Here is a 20,444-nt window from a genome sequence, read left to right as displayed (position 1 = left end):
GATTTCGACACCCTCGGCTGTAGCAGACGGCAGCGGTTGGCCGGAGCTCTCCCTAATGGAGGCCAGCATATTTCGCAGCAGTCACGGCACGTACTACCGCCGTGGCCAAACCGCCAAACAGTGAAAGGTGAACGTGGCTAACAACACACGTGCACGCCGGCAGGCACGCGCATCGCGCGCCCTCGGCATTGCTTTGACCCCCAAGGCAGCAAAGTACTTCGAGCGTCGGCCTTACCCCCCGGGTGAGCACGGCCGCGCCCGTCGCAAGCAGGACAGCGACTACGCCGTACGTCTGCGCGAAAAGCAGCGTCTGCGCGCCCAGTACGGCATCCGCGAAGCACAGATGACCCGTGTCTTCGAAGAAGCCCGCCGTACCGCCGGCCTGACCGGTGAAAACCTGATCGAACTGCTCGAAATGCGTCTCGACGCACTCGTGCTGCGTGCCGGCTTTGCCCGCACGATCGCCCAGGCCCGCCAGCTGGTTGTGCACCGTCACATCATGGTCGACGGCGCCCGCGTGGACCGCCCGTCCTTCCGCGTTTCCGAAGGCCAGCTCATCCACGTGCACCAGCGCAGCGAGACCATGACGCCGTTCCAGGTTGCCGCAGCCGGCGCCCACCGCGACGTCCTGCCCGCCGTTCCGGGTTACCTCGATGTTTCCCTGGACAAGCTGCAGGCACGCCTCGTGCGTCGCCCGAAGCGCTCGGAAGTCCCCGTGACCTGCGAAGAGCAGCTCGTGGTGGAATACTACGCACGCTAATAACGGAAACTTTTCCGTTTACTGTTCAGCCCGCGGCCTTGTGCCGCGGGCTGTTCCGTTATCCGGGGCAGTATTCCTCCTTTCGTGGCGTACACGGCAAAAGTAAGTGCCGCGGCGTTGCAGTAGGTAAGGTACATACCGGAGTCTTTCGCCGTATCCAGGCGGGGACTTCCGGGCAGAGCCGTTCACGGCGATGCGAACCACGAATTTTTGCGCAAGAAGGAGTCCCATGTCGGGTGGAGATATAGCCGGTCTGATCGCGGCCGGTGTGTTTGCCGTATTGGTCGCGTTGCTGGCCGTTCCCGTCTGGAAACTGGGGAAGGTCTTCGACGAGATGCGCGGCGCCATCCGTACGCTCAGCGAGGAGACCACTCCGCTGATCGACGAGGTCACCACCACGGTGTCCACCACCAACCTGCAGCTGCAGAAGGTGGACGGCATCTCCTCGAACGTTTCGGACGCATCGGCCAACTTGTCCGCTCTGTCCTCCCTGGTGGCCGCCACCGTGGGTTCCCCGCTGATCAAGGTCTCGGCGTTCAGCTACGGCGTACGTTCCGCCCTCGCCTCCCGCAGGACCGCCGGCCGTGGCCGGCGCAGCCGCTAAGCACACCAACAACTACAGGAGCCAGCCATGATCAAGCGCGTATTTTGGATGTCCATTGGCGTTGCCATCGGCGTAATCGCCGTCCGCCGGGTTTCCGAGGCCAAGACCAGCCTGAGCCAGGCGGGGATCAACCGTGCGGTGGATTCCGCAGCGGGTGCCGTGCAGAGCTTCGCCGAAGCCCTGCGTGAAGGCATGGGCCAGCGCGAGGGCGAGCTGCGTGCCGCCCTGGGCCTGGACAACTCCGACAACGTTGCCGAGACCCTGAGGTCCACGCGCCGCTAAGCGCCGCACTTCTTCGTCACTGGCAGCACAGCATTACGCATGCAGCCCCACCTGCCTGCTGAAACACCATTACCGGAAGGGTATAGAACCACCATGAAGTCCCACGAGATTGCACGCCGCTGGCTGGATTACTTCAGCGATAAGGGACATACGGTGGTGCCCTCGGCGTCGCTCGTCTCCAACGATCCCTCGCTGCTGTTCACCGTGGCCGGCATGGTGCCGTTCATCCCTTACCTCACCGCCCGCGAAAAGGCGCCGTACAGCCGGGCAACCAGCGTGCAGAAGTGCATCCGCACCGCGGACATCGAAGAAGTGGGCAAGACCGCCCGCCACGGCACCTTCTTCCAGATGGCAGGCAACTTCTCCTTCGGTGACTACTTCAAGGAAGAAGCGATCACCTACGCCTGGGAACTGCTGACCTCCGACGTCGAGAAGGGCGGTTACGGGCTGGACCCGCAGCGGCTCTGGGTCACCGTTTACGAAGACGGCGACGAGCGCGACGACGAAGCGCGCGCCATCTGGCGGGACAAGATCGGCATCCCGAATGACCGCATCATCGGGACCGGCAAGGCAGACAACTACTGGAACACCGGACAGGCAGGCCCGGGCGGCCCCTGCTCCGAGATCTACTACGACCGCGGTCCGGCCTACGGCCAGGAGGGCGGCCCGGCAGTAGACGAGACGCGCTACATCGAGATCTGGAACCTGGTCTTTATGCAGTACCAGCTCTCCGCCGTGCGCTCCAAGACGGACTTCGACGTGGCCGGCGAACTGCCGCAGAAGAACATCGACACGGGTCTCGGCCTGGAGCGCCTGGCGATGATCCTGCAGGGCGTGGAGAACATGTACGAGACGGACCAGGTCCGTCCGGTGCTGGACAAGGCCGCCGAGCTCTCCGGCAAGACCTACACCAGCTCCGAAGACCCCTCGGACCCGCACCACACGGACGACGTCCGGATGCGCGTGGTGGCCGACCACATCCGCTCCGCCCTGATGTTGATTTCCGACGGCGTGAGCCCGTCCAACGAAGGCCGCGGCTACGTGCTGCGCCGCCTCATCCGCCGGGCCGTGCGCGCCATGCGCCTGCTGGGCGTGGACACCGCCGTGCTGCCCGAACTGCTGCCCGTCTCCCGCGACGCCATGAAGGGCACGTACCCCGAGGTTGAAGCCGACTTCGCCCGGATCAGCCGGATCGCCTATGCCGAGGAGAAGGCGTTCCTGCGCACCATCGCCTCCGGCACCGAGCGCCTGGAAGAGGCCGTCAAGGTTTCCAAGGCCGCCGGAGCTCCGTTGAGCGGCGAAGAAGCGTTTGCCCTGCACGACACCTACGGTTTCCCCATCGACCTCACGCTGGAAATGGCCGAGGAAGCGGGCCTGAAGGTCGACGAGGCCGGATTCCGCTCGCTGATGTCCGAGCAGCGCAAGCGCGCCCAGGCAGATGCCCGCGGGAAGAAGCACGGGCACGCCGATATGTCGGTGTTCAACGAACTGCTGGCCGCCGGCTCCACAGTATTCACCGGCTATGACGAGCTGAAGACCGAATCGAAGGTCCGCGGCATCATTTCGGGGAACTCCCGGGTGGAATACGCCGGGCAGGGTTCCGAAATCTCCCTGGTGCTGGACTCGACGCCGTTCTATGCCGAAGCGGGCGGGCAGGCCGCCGATACCGGCCTCATCACCGGTGACGGCTTCGTCCTCGAGGTGCAGGACGTCCAGCGCCCGGTCAAGGGGCTGAGCGTGCACAAGGCGATTGTCCGCGAAGGCGAGATCGCTGCCGGCGCCAACGTGCTGGCCGCCGTCGACGCCCAGCGCCGCCACGAGGCAGAGCAGGCGCACTCCGGCACGCACATCGTGCACGCGGCCCTGCACCAGATCCTCGGCCCGGAAGCGCTGCAGCGCGGCTCCTTCAACAAGGCCGGCTACCTGCGCTTCGACTTCTCCTGGGGCGAAGGTCTCTCCGACGCCGCGAAGTCCGAAATCGAAGAGGTCTCCAACCTCGCGATCCGCAGCAACTACCAGGTGGAGACCAAGGTCATGTCCCTGGCGGACGCCAAGGCACTGGGCGCCACCGCACTGTTCGGCGAAGCCTACGGTGACACCGTGCGGGTCGTGGAAATGAACGGCGACTGGTCCCGCGAACTCTGCGGCGGCACCCACGTGGCCTCGACTTCCCGCATCGGCAGCCTGACCCTGCTGGGCGAGCAGTCCGTCGGATCCGGCAACCGCCGGGTCGAAGCCTTCGTGGGCATGGACGCCTTCCGCCACCTCGCCGCCGAGCGCGCACTGGTGAATGAGCTGTCCGAGATGCTCAAGGTCCCTTCGGTGCAGCTGCCGGACCGCCTCGCTGCCACCCTGGCCAAGCTGAAGTCCACCGAGAAGGAACTCGAAAAGCTGCGCCGCGAGCAGCTGGCCGCTTCCGCCGCCGCCCTCGTAGGCACCGCAGTGGATGTAGACGGCGTCCGGCTCCTGGCCCACAATGCCGGCGAGGTCGGGGGAGCGGATGACCTGCGCACCTTGGCCCTTGACCTGCGTTCCCGCCTGGGCAGCGAACCCGCAGCGGTGGCTGTCGCCGGTGTCTCCAACAACCGTCCCGTAGTGATTGTCGCCACCAACGAAGGCGCCCGCGGCGCCGGCGTCAAGGCAGGTGCCCTCGTCAAGGTTGCCGCCGGCGTGCTTGGCGGCGGCGGCGGCGGCAAGGACGACGTCGCCCAGGGCGGCGGCTCCGATGCCGGCAGGATCGGAGCTGCCCTCACGGCGATCCGCGAAGCCGTGGCCGGGCGGAGCTGACTTGAGTGGTCTGCACGGGGTGAAGCTGGGTGTCGACGTCGGCCTGGTTCGGGTCGGCCTCGCCGCCAGCGACCCCGACGGCGTCCTGGCCATGCCGGTCAGGACGCTGAAGCGGGACGCGAAGAAGAACAGCGACATCCGCGTGGTGGTCCGGGAAGCTGCGGAGCGGGGTGCCGTCGAAGTGTTTGTCGGCCTGCCCCGCAGCCTGGGCGGCGGCGAAACCGCCTCCACCCAGATGGCCCGGGACTACGCGCAGGCGCTGGTCCGGGCCCTGGCCGACGCCGGCCAGGAACAGCAGGTGCGGTTGGTGGACGAACGCCTGACTACGGTCTCCGCGCACCGTTCCCTGCGCGAAGCTGGAATGAACAGCCGGAATCACCGTACAGTGGTTGATCAAGCGGCTGCTGTAGCGATTCTGCAGCAGTCTATTGACACACAACGATCCCTGAACCGGGACGTAGGGGAGCTGGTTACACTGCGCCGGCCGCGCCGCGAAAGCGGCGGGGTGCCGGCCCCGACCGAGGAGTTCGAAATTTCGCAGGACATCGAGCGCGAAAGCGGTAATACGCCGTGAGCCACAGATATCCCGAGTACCCGGCCATGGCGGAGCCTGACCGCAGGCCCCGACAGGGCGGCAGTCATGAACTCCCCGTGGGCGTGTTCTTTGAGGAGCCCTCGGACCTTCCCAGCCGCAGGAGCCAGCGGCCGAGCCGTGAAAAGCAGCGCCGCCGCCGTCGCCGCACCATCATCATGGTCACCGTGCTGGCCGTGTTCGCAGGCGTGGTTTTCGGCCTCATCATGTTCCTGCGGGACCTGCTGGGCATGAACGAGATCCAGGACTACGAGGGTGCAGGCAACGGCACCGTGGCGTTCACCGTGGCAGAAGGTGACGGCCCGCTGCTGATCGGCGGAAAGCTCGAAGCCGAAGACATCGTCGCCACGTCCAAGGAATTCGTCAACGCCTTCACCGCCCAGTCGGACGGACGGGAAATCCAGCCCGGGACGTACGAAATGAAATACCAGATGTCCTCCTCCGCTGCCGTGGATGCCCTGCTCGGGGACGGCGGCAGCCAGGTGCATTACGCGGCAGTGGCACGCGACCTGCGCCAGGGCGAGGTCTTCGAAGTCCTGAATACCTCCACCCGGATCCCGCTTTCTGAGTTCCAGGCCTTGGCCGCGGACCCGCAGCAGTTCGGCCTGCCGGAGGAAGCAGTAAGCCTTGAAGGCTACCTGCATCCGGGCGAATACCGGTTCGACGTCGAAAAGGACGCCACCGAGATCATCACCGAGATGGTGGATAACACGTTCGCTGAACTCGAAGCGGCCGGTATTACCGATCCCGCCGAGCAGTACCGGATCCTGACCAAGGCCAGCATCATCCAGGCCGAGGCCGGGGAGGCTGACTACGGTGCCGTCGCCGGCTCCATCGAGAACCGGTTGGGCCCGGACAACAAGGAAACCAACGGGCTGATCCAGTCCGATGCCACGGTGACGTACGGCCTGAACCGCAAGAGCTATGAACTCACCGCGGAGGAAAAGGCGGACAAATCCAACCCGTACAACACCTACGCCAACCCCGGCCTGCCCGTCGGTCCCATCGGTTCCCCGAGCCGGGAGGCCATTGAGGCAGCGGCCAACCCTGATGACGTCCCGTACTACTACTGGGTCACCGTCAACCTGGACAGCGGCGAAACCAAGTTCTCCTCCACCCTCGCCGAGCACGCCAAGTACGTCGAGGAATACCAGAACTGGTGCAGTACCCAAAAAGCCGGGCGGTGTGGTTAGCGGTGGATAGCGCCCCGCGGCGCGCAGCCGTGCTGGGGCATCCGATCAGCCATTCCCAGTCACCCCGGCTGCACCAGGCCGCGTACAACCATCTGGGGTTCGACTGCAGCTACGAGGCGATAGACCTCCGTGTTGAGGAGGCCGCGGGATTCGCGGCCTCCCTCCGCGGGCAGGAGGGCTGGACCGGTCTGTCCGTCACTATGCCGCTGAAGGCCGTCATGGCGGAGGAGATGGACGAGGTCGGGCCGCTGGTGAAGGCGCTCGGAGTGCTGAACACCGTGACCTTCTCCCGGACAGGCTCCCGCACGGTCCTGACCGGCCACAACACCGATGTGGCCGGCATTGTCGGCGCCCTGCGGTACGCCGGAGTCGGTTCCGGAGCGCGGGCCGTGGTGCTTGGCGCGGGCGGAACCGCGTGCGCCGCTGTTGCGGCACTGGCGCGGCTGGACCCGTCCGAAACGGTGGTCTGCGCCCGACGCTTCCCGGTACCTGCCCCCGGGCAGGCAGGGGTGCTGGAGGCAGGCCACGCAACCGGCGTTGCCGTGCACCCGCGGCCGTGGGAGGAGGCAGCCACAGCCTGCGAGGCGGCCGACGTCGTAATCTGCACGCTGCCGCCGCACGGTGCAGACGGCCTCGCGGACGCAATCTCCGAAGTCCGGCAGGACGCCATCCTCCTGGATGCCGCGTACGACCCATGGCCAAGCCGGATCGCGTCCGTCTGGTCCGGGTTCGGCGGAACGGTGGTGCCGGGCATCGAGATGCTGCTTTACCAGGCCGTGGAGCAGGTAAAACTGTTTACCGGGGACGCGTTCTTCGACGAACCCGGCGTCATAAACGCCATGTGTGACGCTGTGCGAATCCCGCGGCGCTGAACGCCCACGCCGGGCATGGCAGTATTGAAAGCATGTTGCGTTGGTTGACCGCCGGTGAGTCCCATGGCCCTGCTTTGGTTGGAATTGTTGAAGGTGTCCCTGCCGGAGTGGAGGTGGACAGCACCCTCATCTCCGCTGCTCTTGCCCGTCGCCGCCTCGGTTACGGCCGCGGCGCCCGAATGAAATTTGAACAGGATGCCGTGCGCATCCTGGGCGGCGTCCGCCACGGCAAGACCCAGGGCGGCCCGGTCGCCATCGAGATCGGCAACACCGAATGGCCCAAGTGGGAACAGGTGATGGCTGCCGATCCGGTGGATCCGGCGGTCCTGGCCAACTCTGCACGCAATGCGCCCCTCACCCGTCCCCGTCCTGGGCATGCTGATTTCACCGGTATGCAGAAGTACGGTTTCGACGAAGCCCGTCCCGTCCTTGAACGCGCCAGCGCAAGGGAAACCGCCACCCGCGTGGCGCTTGGCGCCGTCGCCTCTGCCTTCCTGAAGCAGCTGGGCATTGAACTGGTCAGCCACACCGTGGGCATCGCCGGTGTGATGGCGCCGGGCGACTCGGCCTTGCCGCTCCCGGCCGACGTCGACGCGCTCGACGCCGACCCGATGCGCTGCTTCGATGCAGGCGTCTCGGCGGCCATGGTGGCCGAAGTCGATGCCGCGCACAAGGAGGGCGAGACGCTCGGGGGAGTGGTGGAGGTGCTGGCCTACGGCCTGCCGCCGGGACTGGGCAGCTACGTTCATTGGGACCGCCGGCTGGACGCCCGCATCGCCGGCGCCCTGATGGGCATCCAGGCCATCAAGGGCGTGGAAGTAGGGGACGGTTTCCTCACTGCCACCCGCCGCGGCTCCGCTGCCCACGACGAAATCCTGCAGGACGCCGAGGGCCGCGTGGTCCGATCAAGCAACCGCGCCGGAGGCATCGAAGGGGGCATGAGCATCGGCGAACTGCTGCGGGTACGTGCCGCAATGAAACCCATTGCCACCGTGCCGCGGGCGCTGCGCACCGTTGACGTGAGTACTTCCGAACCGGCCCGGGCCCACCACCAGCGGTCGGATGTCTGCGCGGTCCCCGCTGCCGGCGTGGTTGCCGAAGCCATGGTGGCGCTGGTCCTGGCCGAAGCCGTGATCGAGAAGTTCGGCGGCGATTCCGTGCCCGAAACTGCACGGAACCTGCACGCCTACCTGGCCGCCATTCCGCAGCCGCTGGAATCCGCCGGTACCGATGTCCCCTAGGAGCGACAGGTCCAGCGGGCTCGACCGGCACCTGGTCCTGATGGGCTTTATGGCGGCCGGGAAGTCGGTCGTCGGACGCGGGTTCGCTGCCCGCCAGGGAATGCCCTTCCTGGACACGGACGAGGCCGTCGTGGCACGGTACGGTCCCATTGCCGGCATTTTCAGCGCGTACGGTGAGCACTATTTCCGCGAGGTCGAAGCGCGGACCGTTGCCGCTGCCCTTGAAGCCCGCGTGCCCACCGTGATTTCCCTGGGCGGAGGCGCCGTGCTGGACTCGGGGACCCAGCAACTGCTCGGCCGCGCCACTGTAGTGTTTCTGGATACGGACCTTGCCACCGTGCTTCCACGGATCACCCGTGCAGGCCACCGTCCCCTGCTCGCACCGGACCCGGTCCGGCGCTGGCAGGAACTGGCGGACATCCGCCGTCCCATATACGAATCCCTGGCCGACATCACCATTGACACCAGGGGACTTACCGTTCCGGCCATTATTGACCGGCTGACTTCCGTCCTCATCAAAGGAGAAGACTAGATGCCCTCCGACCCCACGATCATCCCGGTGACCGGCACCAACCCCGCAGAGAACTACGACGTCGTCGTAGGCAACGGCCTGCTTGGCCGGCTGCCGGACATGCTGGGTGAGCGCGTGCGCCGCGTCCTGGTGATCCACCCGCGCGCCCTGCGCACCACCGGCGATACCGTACGCGACGAACTCGCCGCCACGGGCCTGACCGCCGTCACCGCGGAGATCCCGGACGCCGAAGAGGGCAAGCACATCCAGGTGGCGTCCTTCTGCTGGCAGGTCCTGGGCCAGAACGATTTCACCCGGTCCGATGCCATTGTCGCCGTCGGCGGCGGAGCGGTCACCGACGTGGCCGGCTTCGTGGCCGCCACCTGGCTGCGCGGCATTAAAGTGGTGCACATCCCCACGTCCCTGCTGGGCATGGTGGACGCGGCCGTGGGCGGCAAGACCGCCATCAACACCGCCGAAGGCAAGAACCTCGTGGGCGCCTTCCATCCGCCCGCCGGGGTCCTGGCGGACCTGGACGCCCTGGCCACCCTGCCCAGGAACGAGCTGCTCAGCGGCATGGCCGAGGTCATCAAATGCGGGTTCATCGCCGACCCTGCCATCCTGGACCTGGTCGAAGCGAACCCGGAGGCAGTGGCCGACGGCGCTTCCGACGTCGTGCGCGAACTGGTGGAACGCTCCATCGGGGTCAAGGCGGAAATTGTCTCCTCGGACCTGCGCGAATCCGGCCGGCGGGAATTCCTGAACTACGGGCACACCCTGGGCCATTCCATCGAGCTGGCGGAACGCTACCAGTGGCGGCACGGCGCGGCAGTGTCCGTTGGCCTGGTCTTCGCCGCGGAACTGGGACGGACGGTGGGCCGGTTGGATGACGCGACTGCGGACCGGCACAAGGAGATCCTCTCCTCGCTGGGGCTGCCCGTGACCTACCGCAAGGACCGTTGGTCCGCCCTGCTGGACGGCATGCGCCGGGACAAGAAGTCCCGCGGGGACCTGTTGCGCTTCGTGGTGCTGGACGGACTGGCGAAACCGTCCATGCTGGAGGTGCCGGATACCTCGCTGCTGTTCGCGGCCTACCAGGAGATCGCCTCCGAGCCGCAGGGCGGAATCCGCCTCAGCCTGTAGGTTCTGCGCGAGCGGGTAGAATAGTCGACGGACTTGAATAAAACGTACTTTGACTACCGAACGTACTTTGACTAACGACTGACGAACAACGGAAGAGAAACTGTGGCGACGACCAACGACATCAAGAACGGCACCGTGCTGAAGCTTGAAGGCAACCTCTGGAGCATCATCGAGTTCCAGCACGTGAAGCCGGGCAAGGGTGGTGCGTTCGTCCGTACCAAGATGCGCAACGTGACTTCGGGCAAGGTAGTGGACAAGACGTTCAACGCCGGCATCAAGGTCGAGACCGCCACGGTGGACCGCCGCGATTACCAGTACCTGTACCAGGACGGCGAAGACTACGTCTTCATGGACACCTCCGACTTTGACCAGCTCACGGTCCCCGGCAAGATCGTCGGTGACAACGCGAACTTCATGATGGAGTCCATGATGGTCACCATCGCGATCCACGAGGGTTCGCCGCTGTACATCGAACTCCCGCCGTCGGTCACCATGGAGATCACGTACACCGAGCCGGGCCTGCAGGGCGACCGTTCCACCGGCGGCACCAAGCCCGCCACGATCGAGACCGGCTACGAGATCCAGGTGCCGCTGTTCCTGGAGCAGGGCACCAAGGTCAAGGTCGACACCCGCACCGGCGACTACCTGGGACGCGTTAACGAGTGAGTGCACGCAGTAAAGCACGGACCCGGGCACTGGAGGTCCTTTTCGAAGCCGAACAGCGTTCGGTTTCTGCCTTCGATGCCATTCGGGCCCGCCGCGAAAAGACCGACCAGACCATCAACCCCTACACCATGGACCTGGTGGAAGGCGTGGTTGCGATGCAGGAGCAGATCGATGAGTTCCTGAGCACGTATTCGCAGGGCTGGACGCTTGATCGCATGCCCTCGGTGGACCGCATCATCCTCCGCCTGGGCACTTGGGAACTTCTCTACAACGACGACGTTCCCGACAAGGTGGCCATCAGCGAAGCCGTGGAATTGGCGAAAGCACTCTCCACGGACGAATCCCCGGCCTTCATCAACGGCCTGCTCGGACGGCTGCAGGAACTGAAGCCCTCCCTGCTGGCTTAGCCAGGATCCAAGCATCCAAAAAAGACCGGCCCCGCGGGGCCGGTCTTTTCTGCGTTTCCAGCCGTTTCACTTCGGCTGCGGGTTTCACCCGGGCTGCAGGGTTTCACCCGGGCTGGAGGGTTTTACCTGGCCTGAAGGGCCTGCCCGGCCAGCATGGTGGTCCGGATGCCGGTGAGTTCACCCAGCAGGGTCCGCTCATACTCCATGTTGGCGCTGACATCCCGGCCGGAGGCTATCTGCTGCCGGGTCAATGCCAGGCGGGTGGCACGCCGGATGAACTCCTTCATGTGCGGTGCCGCCCCGGTGGCCCGTGCCCAGCCCATGGCCTGGCGGCGGCCGGCGCCGGTGGCCAGCATCCGCACTTCTGCGGGGGTGAACCAGCCCGCCATGGCGTATTCGGAAAGCCGTTGCAGGGTCAGGCGCTGCTCCGCGCGGCGCAGCAGCCACACCCCGGTGACCGCCGCGCCGAAGAACGGAACCTGGAGCAGGAAGTAGAAGAGGAAGAAGTCCCCGAAAAACAACGCGGGGCCGCCGTTCCACAGCATGTGCCCCAGGATGGCCGGAATCAATCCGATCACGAAGGCCGGCAGGATCCACGCGTTGCCCGCACGCCGCGCCGCCAGTCCCAGCGCGAGCCCGGTGCAGGCGGTGAACAGGACATGCGCAAAGGGGGAGAGCAGCCCGCGGAGGATGAAAATAAACCCGAGCTCGTACACCGTCTCGGGCCCGGCTGTCCGCAGCGCTGCCCCGAAGTAGAGGATGTTTTCCGTGAAGGCGAACCCCGCTGCCACGGCAGCGGCAAACACGATGCCGTCCACCGGCCCGTCAAAGATCCGCCGGCGGACCAGCAGAAGCAGGAGGATGCCCAGGCCCTTGGCGATTTCCTCCACTACGGGAGCCTGGACCACCGCGCCCAGCAGGTCCGCCGAGCCGTAGGGGACCAGCTCAAGCAGGGCAAACGTGAAGTACGGACCAACCAACAGGGCGATGGCCACCGAAACCCCGGCACCCCACAGGAACGAGAAAACCAGGCTGCTCCGCGGTTCCGGCTCCCACCGGTCCACCCACCAGATACCCAGCACGCAGATGCTCAGGGGGACCAGCGCCAGGAGCCCGCAGATAATGAAGGCCGGCGGGCCGAGGCCGTCCAGAAGGTACATGCCCACCCAGGCCAGTGCCACGGAGGAGAGCGCAATCAGCACTACGGTGGCCGCCAGGCCCTTGTCCCGGCGTGGTGCCGGAGGGGACCAGAACGTCTGGACGGGTGCGGCGCCGTTGGCAGGGCCATAGCCCGGAGGGGCGGGATGCTGCGGGTCGGGAAAGATACCGGGTGCGCTCATGGGCTGGGCCTGCTCATAGCAGACAGGATAGTTCCACCGAGGCATTTCCCGTCACACACAGCGGGCGGCGGCGTGGCCTGTGATAGCTTGGTGCGGCATTCAACCTTTAAATTCCGTCCTGTGAGGCGGGGAAGGAGGAAGCGAATATGACGGCCAAAGATGCTCTTTCCAGCCGTACTGTTTTGTCTTCAGCTGACATTGACCGCGCCCTGACGCGTATTGCCTATGAGATCCTCGAGGCCAACAAAGGGCCCGAAGACCTGGTCCTGATGGGGATCCCGCGCCGCGGTTATCCGTTGGCCCAGCGCCTGGCCGCCAAGATCGCCGCGGCGGCTCCCGGCGTCGATCCCGCTGCCATCACCGGCCAGCTCGACGTCACCATGTTCCGTGACGACCTCGCCCGCAGGCCCACCCGGCCGCCCTACGCCACCCGCGTCCCGGTCACCGGGATCGACGACAAAGTGGTGGTGCTCGTGGACGACGTCCTGTATTCCGGCCGCACCATCCGTTCCGCGCTCGATGCCCTCGTGGACCTGGGCCGGCCGCGCATCGTCCGGCTGGCAGTGCTTGTGGACCGCGGCCACCGCGAACTGCCCATCCGGGCAGACCACGTGGGCAAGAACCTGCCCACCGCCTCCATCGAGCAGGTCCGGGTCCGGCTGTCCGAAAGCGACAGCACGGCCACAGGCGAAGCTGCCACGGACGAAGTGGTCATCGAGGGCATTGCATGAGGCACCTCCTGTCCACGCTGGACCTCAGCCGGGACGACGCCCTGGCCATCCTGGATACGGCGGAGCAGATGGCCGCAGTAGGGGAGCGTGAAGTAAAGAAGCTTCCGGCCCTGCGCGGGCGCACCGTGGTGAACCTCTTCTTCGAGGACTCCACCCGCACCCGCATCTCCTTTGAGGCGGCCGCGAAACGGCTGTCCGCCGACGTCATCAATTTCTCCGCCAAGGGATCGTCGGTCTCCAAGGGCGAATCACTGAAGGACACCGCACAGACGCTGGCAGCCATGGGCGCCGACGCCGTAGTGATCCGGCACGGATCCTCCGGAGCGCCGGCGCGGCTGGCGTCCTCCGGCTGGATTGATGCCGCAGTGCTCAACGCCGGGGACGGCACGCACGAACACCCCACCCAGGCACTGCTGGATGCCTTCACGATGCGACGGCACTGGGCGCGGCTGCACGGCACGGAGTCCGCCGGCACCGACCTGGCCGGAATGAAGGTGGTGATTGCGGGGGACGTGCTGCATTCGCGGGTTGCCCGCTCGGACCTGTGGCTGCTTCGGACACTGGGCGCGGAGGTCACCCTGGTTGCACCGCCCACGCTGCTGCCGTTCGGCGTCGAGTCCTGGCCCTGCACCGTCAGTTACGACCTGGACGAGGCACTGGCGACCCGGCCGGATGCCGTCATGATGCTGCGGGTGCAGGGCGAACGGATGCACTCTGCGTTCTTCCCGTCCGTCCGCGAGTATTCCCGCCGCTGGGGCCTGGACGACGTCCGCCTCGACCGGCTGGACACCCTCGGCCTGACGGACACCATCATCATGCACCCCGGTCCGATGAACCGCGGGCTGGAAATTTCCGCCCGTGCCGCCGATTCGCCCCGCTCGACCGTCCTGGACCAGGTCCGCAACGGCGTCTCGGTGCGGATGGCCGCCCTTTACCTGCTGCTCTCCGGAGAGAACAGCACCCCCCGTACCCAGCAGGAGCAGCCCCGATGAGCACTACCGGCACCTATCTGATCCGCGGAGCGTCACTGCTCGGCACCGAACGCGCGGATATCCGCATCGAGGACGGCACCATCACCGCCGTCGCCCCCGAACTGCCGGTGCCCCCCGGCGCCACCGTGGTCGAGGCGGAGGGCCTGATCGCCCTGCCCGGCATGGTGGACCTGCACACGCACCTGCGCGAACCCGGCCGGGAAGACGCCGAAACCGTGGAGACCGGCACCCGTGCCGCAGCGCTCGGCGGCTTCACCGCCGTGCACGCCATGGCCAACAGCATGCCGGTTGCAGACACCGCCGGCGTGGTGGAACAGGTCCTTCACCTGGGGGAGCGGGCCGGCTGGGTGGATGTGCGTCCCGTAGGGGCGGTCACCGTAGGCCTGGAAGGCCGGCAGCTGGCGGAACTCGGCGCGATGGCCGACTCCCGCGCCCGGGTGCGCGTGTTTTCCGACGACGGCAAGTGCGTTTCGGACCCGGTGCTGATGCGCCGTGCGCTGGAATACGTGAAGGCGTTCGACGGCGTCGTTGCCCAGCACGCGCAGGAGCCACGCCTCACCGAAGGCGCACAGATGAACGAAGGCGAAGTCAGTGCCGTCCTCGGACTGGCCGGCTGGCCCGCCGTCGCCGAGGAATCCATCATCGCCCGCGACGTCCTGCTGGCACGGCACACGGGCTCCCGCCTGCATGTCTGCCACCTGTCCACCGCCGGGTCGGTGGAAATCATCCGCTGGGCCAAGGAACGCGGCATCCGGGTCACCGCCGAGGTTACCCCGCACCATCTGCTGCTCACCGACGAACTGGTCCGCACTTACGATCCGGTCTACAAGGTGAACCCGCCCCTGCGCACCGAAGCGGATGTGCAGGCGGTCCGCCGCGGCCTCGCCGACGGCACCATCGACATTGTCGGCACCGACCACGCTCCGCATCCCCGCGAACACAAGGAAGGCGAGTGGGAGACGGCGGCCATGGGCATGACCGGCCTGGAGACCGCGCTCTCCGTGGTGCAGCACGCCATGATCGACACGGGGCTGATGGACTGGGCGGGTTTCGCCCGCGTCACCTCTTCGACACCTGCGCTGATCGGCCGGGTACCGGGCCAGGGCAGGCCCCTTGCCGCAGGCGAACCGGCCAACGTCATATTGGTGAACCCGTCTGCGCGAAGGAGGGTCGACCCTTCTAAGATGGCTAGCAAGGGACGCAACAGTCCGTTTGCCGGACTGGAACTGCCCGGTGGAGTCGAAGCGGTTTTCTACGCCGGCCACCCCACCGTCCTGAACGGCAGACTGAACACGCCCCACCCCGCTGCCGCAAAGGAATCCTGATGGAACTGGTCTTTTTCTTCCTGGGCCTGGCCGCCCTTATCGTCGTGGTCCTGGGCCTGTTCGCCCTGGGCTGGCGCGGCCGACGACGCCGCCAGCAGGACACGCCCCGCCCCCTGCCCCTGCCGGACGAACTGTCCGATCCGGGCTTCCAGGCACTGGGCCAATATGTCGCCACAACCACCGCCGGTGACTGGCTGGACCGCGTGGCACTCTACGGCCTGGGCGTAAAGTCCAACGCCACCGCGGCGGTTTTCCCCGAAGGCGTGCTTTTTGCCCGCTCCGGTGCCGAGGACCTCTGGATTCCGCGGCAGGACCTGCACGACGTCCGCCTGGAGCGCGGCATGGCCGGAAAATTCGTGGAAAAGGACGGTCTGGTCATTGTGACCTGGCAGCTGGGCCCCAAGCGTGTGGATACCGGCTTCCGGACCCGCTCCTCGGATGAGAAGACCCCCCTTGTCCGCGCCATTACTGAACTTCTGCCGGAATCGGCCACCCCTAGCGAGGAACAACTGTGACAGTTCACGAAATCATCAACCCCACGCCCGCCGTCCTCATGCTCGAAGACGGCCGCACCTTCCGCGGGCGTGCCTACGGCGCACAGGGAACCGCCCTGGGCGAAGCGGTGTTCGCCACCGGCATGACCGGCTACCAGGAGACCATCACCGACCCCTCCTATGCCCGGCAGCTCGTGGTCCAGACAGCCCCGCATATCGGCAACACCGGAGTCAACGGCGACGACGCCGAGTCCCGGCGGATCTGGGTGGCCGGGTACATCGTGCGCGACGCCGCCCGCCGCCCCTCGAGCTGGCGTTCCGAATCCACCCTGGACGAGCAGTTGGCGGAACAGGGCGTCGTCGGCATCTCCGGCGTCGACACCCGCGCCGTGACCCGGCACCTGCGCGAACGCGGGGCCATGAAGGCCGGGATCTTCTCCGGGCCCGACGCCGAACGCCCGGACAGCGAACTGCTCGCCGAGGTCCGCGCCCAGCAGGGTATGGAAGGCGCACGGCTGGCCGAAGAGGTCAGCGTGGACGAAACCTACCTCATCGATCCGGCAGACCACGGCTGGGCCGGCGACCCGCTGTTCACCGTGGCCGCCATCGACCTGGGCATCAAGTCCATGACGCCGGTCCGCCTGGCCGAGCGCGGCATCCGCACATATGTGCTGCCCGCCGCCAGCACCTTCGAGGACATCAAGGCCCTGGGTGCCGACGGCGTGTTTATGTCGAACGGCCCCGGCGACCCGGCCACCGCCGATGTCCAGGTGGACCTGCTGCGTGAAGTGCTGGATGCCCGGATTCCGTTCTTCGGAATCTGCTTCGGCAACCAGATCCTCGGGCGTGCCCTGGGCTTCGGCACCTACAAGCTGCGCTACGGGCACCGCGGAATCAACCAGCCCGTCATGGACCGGCGGACCGGCAAGGTGGAAATCACCAGCCAGAACCACGGGTTCGCCGTCGATGCCCCGCTGGACGGCCCCGTCACCGCACCTCAAGCCCGCTACGGCCGGGTGGAGGTCAGCCACGTGAGCCTGAACGACGACGTCGTCGAGGGCCTCGCCTGCCTCGACATCCCCGCCTTCTCGGTCCAGTACCACCCCGAGGCTGCCGCCGGACCGCACGACTCCGCGTACCTCTTTGACCGCTTCGTCGAGCTTATGGCAGCCAGCAAGAGCAAGGAAAGCATCTAATGCCCCGCAGAACCGACCTTAAGTCCGTCCTGGTCATCGGCTCCGGCCCGATCGTCATCGGCCAGGCCGCGGAATTCGACTACTCCGGCACGCAGGCCCTGCGGGTGCTCAAGGAGGAGGGCCTGCGGGTCATCCTCGTGAACTCCAACCCGGCCACCATCATGACCGACCCGGAGTTCGCCGACGCCACGTACGTGGAGCCGATCACCCCGGAGATGGTCGAGAAGATCATTGCCAAGGAACGGCCCGACGCGATCCTGCCCACCCTCGGCGGGCAGACGGCCCTGAACACCGCCATCGCCCTGGACAAGAGCGGCGCGCTGGAGAAGTACAACGTGGAACTGATCGGCGCGAACATCGCCGCGATCGAACTCGGCGAGGACCGCGAGAAGTTCAAGGGCGTCGTCGAGCGCTGCGGTGCCGAATCCGCGAAGTCGATCATCGTGCACAGCATGGACGAGGCCTTCGCCGCCGCCGAGGAACTGGGCTACCCGATGGTGGTCCGGCCTTCCTTCACCATGGGCGGGCTCGGCTCCGGCCTGGCGTACAACGCCGAGGACCTGCGCCGCATTGCCGGGGCCGGCATCCAGTACAGCCCCACCTCCGAGGTTTTGCTTGAAGAGAGCATCCTGGGCTGGAAGGAATACGAACTGGAGATGATGCGGGATCGGAACGACAACGTGGTTGTCGTCTGTTCCATCGAGAACTTCGATCCGGTGGGTGTGCACACCGGTGACTCGATCACCGTGGCCCCGGCCATGACCCTGACCGACCGCGAGTACCAGAAGCTGCGCGACATCGCGATCGCCGTCATCCGCGAGGTCGGCGTGGACACCGGCGGCTGCAACATCCAGTTCGCCATCGAGCCGGACACCGGCCGCGTGGTGGTCATTGAAATGAATCCGCGCGTCTCCCGCTCTTCGGCGCTGGCATCCAAGGCCACCGGCTTCGCCATCGCCAAGATCGCCACGAAGCTCTCCCTCGGCTACACCCTTGACGAGATTCCGAACGACATCACCAAGAAGACGCCGGCGTCGTTCGAGCCCACCCTGGACTACGTCGTGGTGAAGGTTCCGCGGTTCGCTTTCGAGAAGTTCCCGGCTGCGGATCCTACGCTGACCACCACCATGAAGTCCGTGGGTGAAGCCATGGCGATCGGCCGCAACTTCACCGAAGCCCTGCAGAAGGCGCTGCGTTCCCTGGAGCAGAAGGGCGCCTCGCTGTCCTTCGACCCCGTGGACGCAGCGGAGGTGCCCGGACTCATTGAGGCGTCGCGGCGGCCCACCACGGCCCGGCTGCAGCAGGTGCAGCAGGCCCTGCTGGGCGGCGCATCCATCGAGGAGCTCTTCGAAGCCACCGGCATCGACCCGTGGTACCTGGACCAGCTGGTGCTGATCAACGAAACCGCCGAGCAGATCCGAGCCACGCCGTCGGTCAACGAGGACATCCTGCGCCTGGCCAAGCGGCACGGCTTCTCGGACGAGCAGATCGGCACGCTGACCAACACCCCCGAAGCAGTGGTGCGCGGCGTCCGGCACGCCCTGAACGTACGCCCCGTCTATAAGACAGTGGACACCTGCGCCGCCGAATTCGCCGCGTACACGCCGTACCACTACTCCTCCTACGACGAGGAGGACGAGGTGGCCGAGCACGCCAAACCGTCCATCATCATCCTCGGCTCCGGGCCGAACCGGATCGGGCAGGGCATCGAGTTCGACTACTCCTGCGTCCACGCGACCATGGCACTGCGCGAAGCCGGCCACGAGACCGTGATGATCAACTGCAACCCGGAAACCGTGTCCACCGACTACGACATCTCCGACCGGCTCTACTTCGAGCCGCTCACCCTGGAGGATGTCCTGGAGGTCATCGCCGCGGAACAGCGCACCGGCGGCGTCCTGGGTGTCTTCGTCCAGCTCGGCGGGCAGACACCGCTGAAGCTGGCACAGGCCCTGGCCGACGCCGGCGTGCCCATCCTGGGCACCTCGCCCGCCGCGATCGACCTGGCCGAACACCGCGGTGCGTTCCAGCAGGTGCTGGACGAGGGCGGGCTCACCGCACCCAAGAACGGCACGGCCGTGTCCTTCGAGGACGCCAAGCGGGTCGCGGACGAAATCGGCTACCCCGTCCTGGTCCGCCCGTCCTACGTCCTGGGCGGCCGAGGCATGGAGATTGTCTACGACGAAGCCAACCTCTCCCGCTACATCACCAACGCCACCGAGATCACCCCGGACCACCCCGTCCTGGTGGACCGGTTCCTGGAAGACGCCATCGAGATCGACGTCGACGCGCTCTTCGACGGCACCGACCTCTACGTGGGCGGCATCATGGAGCACATCGAGGAGGCCGGCATCCATTCCGGCGACTCGGCCTGCGTGCTGCCGCCCATCACCTTCGGCACCGACGTGATCGACCGGGTCCGCGAGGCCACCCGGGTGATCGCCGCCGGCGTCGGCGTCCGCGGGCTGATCAACATCCAGTTCGCCCTGGCCTCGGACATCCTCTATGTCATCGAAGCCAACCCGCGTGCCTCCCGTACCGTGCCGTTCGTGTCCAAGGCCACCGGCGTCCAGCTGGCCAAGGCCGCGGCGCTGATCGGCACCGGCGCCAGCATCGCCGAGCTGCGGGCTGCCGGGAAGCTGACCGCCGTCGGTGACGGCTCCACCCTGCCCCTGGACGCGCCGGTGGCCGTGAAGGAAGCGGTGCTGCCGTTCAGCCGGTTCCGGACCCCCGAGGGCACCGTGGTGGACTCGCTCCTGGGCCCGGAAATGCGGTCCACCGGTGAGGTCATGGGCATCGACAAGTACTTCGACACCGCCTTCGCCAAGTCCCAGGCCGCCGCCAACAGTGCGCTGCCCACCGCCGGGAAGGTCTTCGTGTCGGTGGCGAACCGGGACAAGCGCTCGATCATCATGCCGGTGAAGCGGATGAGCGACCTCGGCTTCGAGATCCTCTCCACCGGCGGCACGGCCGAGGTGCTGCGCCGCAACGGCATTGCCGCGACGGTGGTGCGCAAGGTCGGCGAGGGTGCCGGACCGCACGGCGAAGGAACCGTTGTGGACCTGATTACCGCCGGGGAGATCAACCTGGTGGTCAACACGCCTTCCGGCGGACAGGCCCGCGGCGACGGATACGAAATCCGGGCCGCGGCAACGTCCATCGGCTGCCCCGTGGTCACCACCGTCTCCGAGTTCGGTGCCGCCGTGCAGGCGATCGACGCGATGCGGTCCTACGAATGGGACGTGACGTCCCTGCAGGAACACGCCGCCCGGTTGAAGGCAGCCGGTGTCTGAGGCACGTCCCGCTTT

At 66.6% G+C, this 20,444-nt stretch carries 19 protein-coding genes; 18 read left to right on the top strand and 1 reads right to left on the bottom strand.

Features of this window, described 5'->3' with window-relative positions; all coding sequences use genetic code 11:
* Window positions 1-133: 133 nt before the first annotated feature.
* The 12 genes from rpsD (at window position 134) to nusB (ending at window position 11,058) form a co-directional block, all read left to right on the top strand.
* The gene (gene rpsD / locus N2K99_RS09430) at window positions 134-760 is read left to right on the top strand and encodes a 30S ribosomal protein S4 (protein WP_104054795.1); all 627 of its coding nucleotides are present in this window, start codon (window positions 134-136) and stop codon (window positions 758-760) included.
* A 229-nt stretch (window positions 761-989) separates the two neighbouring features.
* Window positions 990-1,364 carry a DUF948 domain-containing protein gene (locus tag N2K99_RS09425; RefSeq protein WP_227921340.1) on the top strand — a complete coding sequence of 125 codons (375 nt, stop codon included), beginning with the start codon at window positions 990-992 and terminating at the stop codon, window positions 1,362-1,364.
* Window positions 1,365-1,391: 27 nt separating this feature from the next.
* Window positions 1,392-1,646: a hypothetical protein gene (locus N2K99_RS09420; protein WP_227921347.1), complete on the top strand. Its 255-nt coding sequence runs from the start codon at window positions 1,392-1,394 to the stop codon at window positions 1,644-1,646.
* Between the two features lie 93 nt (window positions 1,647-1,739).
* On the top strand, window positions 1,740-4,433 hold the full coding sequence (gene alaS, locus N2K99_RS09415) for an alanine--tRNA ligase (RefSeq protein WP_227921350.1): 2,694 nt from the start codon (window positions 1,740-1,742) through the stop codon (window positions 4,431-4,433).
* Window position 4,434: 1 nt separating this feature from the next.
* Window positions 4,435-5,007, top strand: a complete 573-nt coding sequence (ruvX, locus tag N2K99_RS09410; RefSeq protein WP_227921352.1) for a Holliday junction resolvase RuvX — start codon at window positions 4,435-4,437, stop codon at window positions 5,005-5,007.
* Window positions 5,004-6,218 (top strand): endolytic transglycosylase MltG, encoded by a 1,215-nt coding sequence (mltG, locus tag N2K99_RS09405; RefSeq protein WP_227921355.1) that lies wholly within the window; start codon window positions 5,004-5,006, stop codon window positions 6,216-6,218. Before ruvX ends, mltG begins: the two co-directional genes overlap by 4 nt.
* A gap of 2 nt (window positions 6,219-6,220) precedes the next feature.
* Entirely contained in the window at window positions 6,221-7,090 is an 870-nt protein-coding gene (locus tag N2K99_RS09400) for a shikimate dehydrogenase (protein ID WP_227921358.1), read from the top strand.
* 32 nt (window positions 7,091-7,122) lie between these two features.
* Window positions 7,123-8,331, top strand: a complete 1,209-nt coding sequence (gene aroC, locus N2K99_RS09395) for a chorismate synthase (RefSeq protein WP_227921359.1) — start codon at window positions 7,123-7,125, stop codon at window positions 8,329-8,331.
* Window positions 8,321-8,863 carry a shikimate kinase gene (locus N2K99_RS09390; RefSeq protein ID WP_227921360.1) on the top strand — a complete coding sequence of 181 codons (543 nt, stop codon included), beginning with the start codon at window positions 8,321-8,323 and terminating at the stop codon, window positions 8,861-8,863. Before aroC ends, N2K99_RS09390 begins: the two co-directional genes overlap by 11 nt.
* On the top strand, window positions 8,864-9,985 hold the full coding sequence (aroB, locus tag N2K99_RS09385; protein WP_227921362.1) for a 3-dehydroquinate synthase: 1,122 nt from the start codon (window positions 8,864-8,866) through the stop codon (window positions 9,983-9,985).
* Window positions 9,986-10,087: 102 nt separating this feature from the next.
* Window positions 10,088-10,651, top strand: a complete 564-nt coding sequence (gene efp, locus N2K99_RS09380) for an elongation factor P (protein WP_227911484.1) — start codon at window positions 10,088-10,090, stop codon at window positions 10,649-10,651.
* Complete coding sequence (nusB, locus tag N2K99_RS09375; RefSeq protein WP_227921364.1) at window positions 10,648-11,058, top strand: transcription antitermination factor NusB; 411 nt, start codon at window positions 10,648-10,650, stop codon at window positions 11,056-11,058. Before efp ends, nusB begins: the two co-directional genes overlap by 4 nt.
* A gap of 122 nt (window positions 11,059-11,180) precedes the next feature.
* On the opposite strand, the gene N2K99_RS09370 is transcribed toward nusB, so the two are convergent.
* The gene (locus N2K99_RS09370) at window positions 11,181-12,398 is read right to left on the bottom strand and encodes a PrsW family intramembrane metalloprotease (protein WP_227933599.1); all 1,218 of its coding nucleotides are present in this window, start codon (window positions 12,396-12,398) and stop codon (window positions 11,181-11,183) included.
* 146 nt (window positions 12,399-12,544) lie between these two features.
* Between N2K99_RS09370 and pyrR the strand changes: the two genes are divergently transcribed.
* From pyrR to carB, 6 genes are read left to right on the top strand one after another with little or no spacing between them, the layout of a single operon-like run.
* Window positions 12,545-13,129, top strand: coding sequence for a bifunctional pyr operon transcriptional regulator/uracil phosphoribosyltransferase PyrR (gene pyrR, locus N2K99_RS09365; RefSeq protein WP_227921369.1), 585 nt, complete (start codon window positions 12,545-12,547; stop codon window positions 13,127-13,129).
* Window positions 13,126-14,121: an aspartate carbamoyltransferase catalytic subunit gene (locus N2K99_RS09360; RefSeq protein WP_227933598.1), complete on the top strand. Its 996-nt coding sequence runs from the start codon at window positions 13,126-13,128 to the stop codon at window positions 14,119-14,121. The genes pyrR and N2K99_RS09360 overlap by 4 nt, the downstream gene beginning before the upstream one ends.
* Window positions 14,118-15,446, top strand: coding sequence for a dihydroorotase (locus tag N2K99_RS09355; protein WP_227933597.1), 1,329 nt, complete (start codon window positions 14,118-14,120; stop codon window positions 15,444-15,446). The genes N2K99_RS09360 and N2K99_RS09355 overlap by 4 nt, the downstream gene beginning before the upstream one ends.
* Entirely contained in the window at window positions 15,446-15,961 is a 516-nt protein-coding gene (locus tag N2K99_RS09350; RefSeq protein ID WP_227921376.1) for a hypothetical protein, read from the top strand. The genes N2K99_RS09355 and N2K99_RS09350 overlap by 1 nt, the downstream gene beginning before the upstream one ends.
* A 38-nt stretch (window positions 15,962-15,999) precedes the next feature.
* The gene (gene carA / locus N2K99_RS09345) at window positions 16,000-17,136 is read left to right on the top strand and encodes a glutamine-hydrolyzing carbamoyl-phosphate synthase small subunit (protein WP_227933720.1); all 1,137 of its coding nucleotides are present in this window, start codon (window positions 16,000-16,002) and stop codon (window positions 17,134-17,136) included.
* Window positions 17,136-20,429 carry a carbamoyl-phosphate synthase large subunit gene (carB, locus tag N2K99_RS09340; RefSeq protein ID WP_227921378.1) on the top strand — a complete coding sequence of 1,098 codons (3,294 nt, stop codon included), beginning with the start codon at window positions 17,136-17,138 and terminating at the stop codon, window positions 20,427-20,429. Before carA ends, carB begins: the two co-directional genes overlap by 1 nt.
* Window positions 20,430-20,444: the final 15 nt, after the last annotated feature.

It is taken from the genome of Arthrobacter sp. zg-Y1110 (assembly GCF_025244865.1).
Classification (GTDB): Bacteria; Actinomycetota; Actinomycetes; order Actinomycetales; family Micrococcaceae; genus Arthrobacter_B.
This window is presented reverse-complemented; position numbering and strand designations above follow the sequence as displayed.

What these genes read in the sequence shown, in the direction of transcription:
- N2K99_RS09425 (WP_227921340.1), top strand. Translation starts at nt 990, where the DNA reads ATGTCGGGTGGAGATATAGCCGGTCTGATCGCGGCCGGTGTGTTTGCC.
- N2K99_RS09420 (WP_227921347.1), top strand. Translation starts at nt 1,392, where the DNA reads ATGATCAAGCGCGTATTTTGGATGTCCATTGGCGTTGCCATCGGCGTA.
- alaS (WP_227921350.1), top strand. Translation starts at nt 1,740, where the DNA reads ATGAAGTCCCACGAGATTGCACGCCGCTGGCTGGATTACTTCAGCGAT.
- aroC (WP_227921359.1), top strand. Translation starts at nt 7,123, where the DNA reads ATGTTGCGTTGGTTGACCGCCGGTGAGTCCCATGGCCCTGCTTTGGTT.
- N2K99_RS09390 (WP_227921360.1), top strand. Translation starts at nt 8,321, where the DNA reads ATGTCCCCTAGGAGCGACAGGTCCAGCGGGCTCGACCGGCACCTGGTC.
- aroB (WP_227921362.1), top strand. Translation starts at nt 8,864, where the DNA reads ATGCCCTCCGACCCCACGATCATCCCGGTGACCGGCACCAACCCCGCA.
- N2K99_RS09370 (WP_227933599.1), bottom strand. Translation starts at nt 12,398, where the DNA reads ATGAGCGCACCCGGTATCTTTCCCGACCCGCAGCATCCCGCCCCTCCG.
- pyrR (WP_227921369.1), top strand. Translation starts at nt 12,545, where the DNA reads ATGACGGCCAAAGATGCTCTTTCCAGCCGTACTGTTTTGTCTTCAGCT.
- N2K99_RS09360 (WP_227933598.1), top strand. Translation starts at nt 13,126, where the DNA reads ATGAGGCACCTCCTGTCCACGCTGGACCTCAGCCGGGACGACGCCCTG.
- N2K99_RS09355 (WP_227933597.1), top strand. Translation starts at nt 14,118, where the DNA reads ATGAGCACTACCGGCACCTATCTGATCCGCGGAGCGTCACTGCTCGGC.
- N2K99_RS09350 (WP_227921376.1), top strand. Translation starts at nt 15,446, where the DNA reads ATGGAACTGGTCTTTTTCTTCCTGGGCCTGGCCGCCCTTATCGTCGTG.
- carA (WP_227933720.1), top strand. Translation starts at nt 16,000, where the DNA reads ATGCTCGAAGACGGCCGCACCTTCCGCGGGCGTGCCTACGGCGCACAG.
- carB (WP_227921378.1), top strand. Translation starts at nt 17,136, where the DNA reads ATGCCCCGCAGAACCGACCTTAAGTCCGTCCTGGTCATCGGCTCCGGC.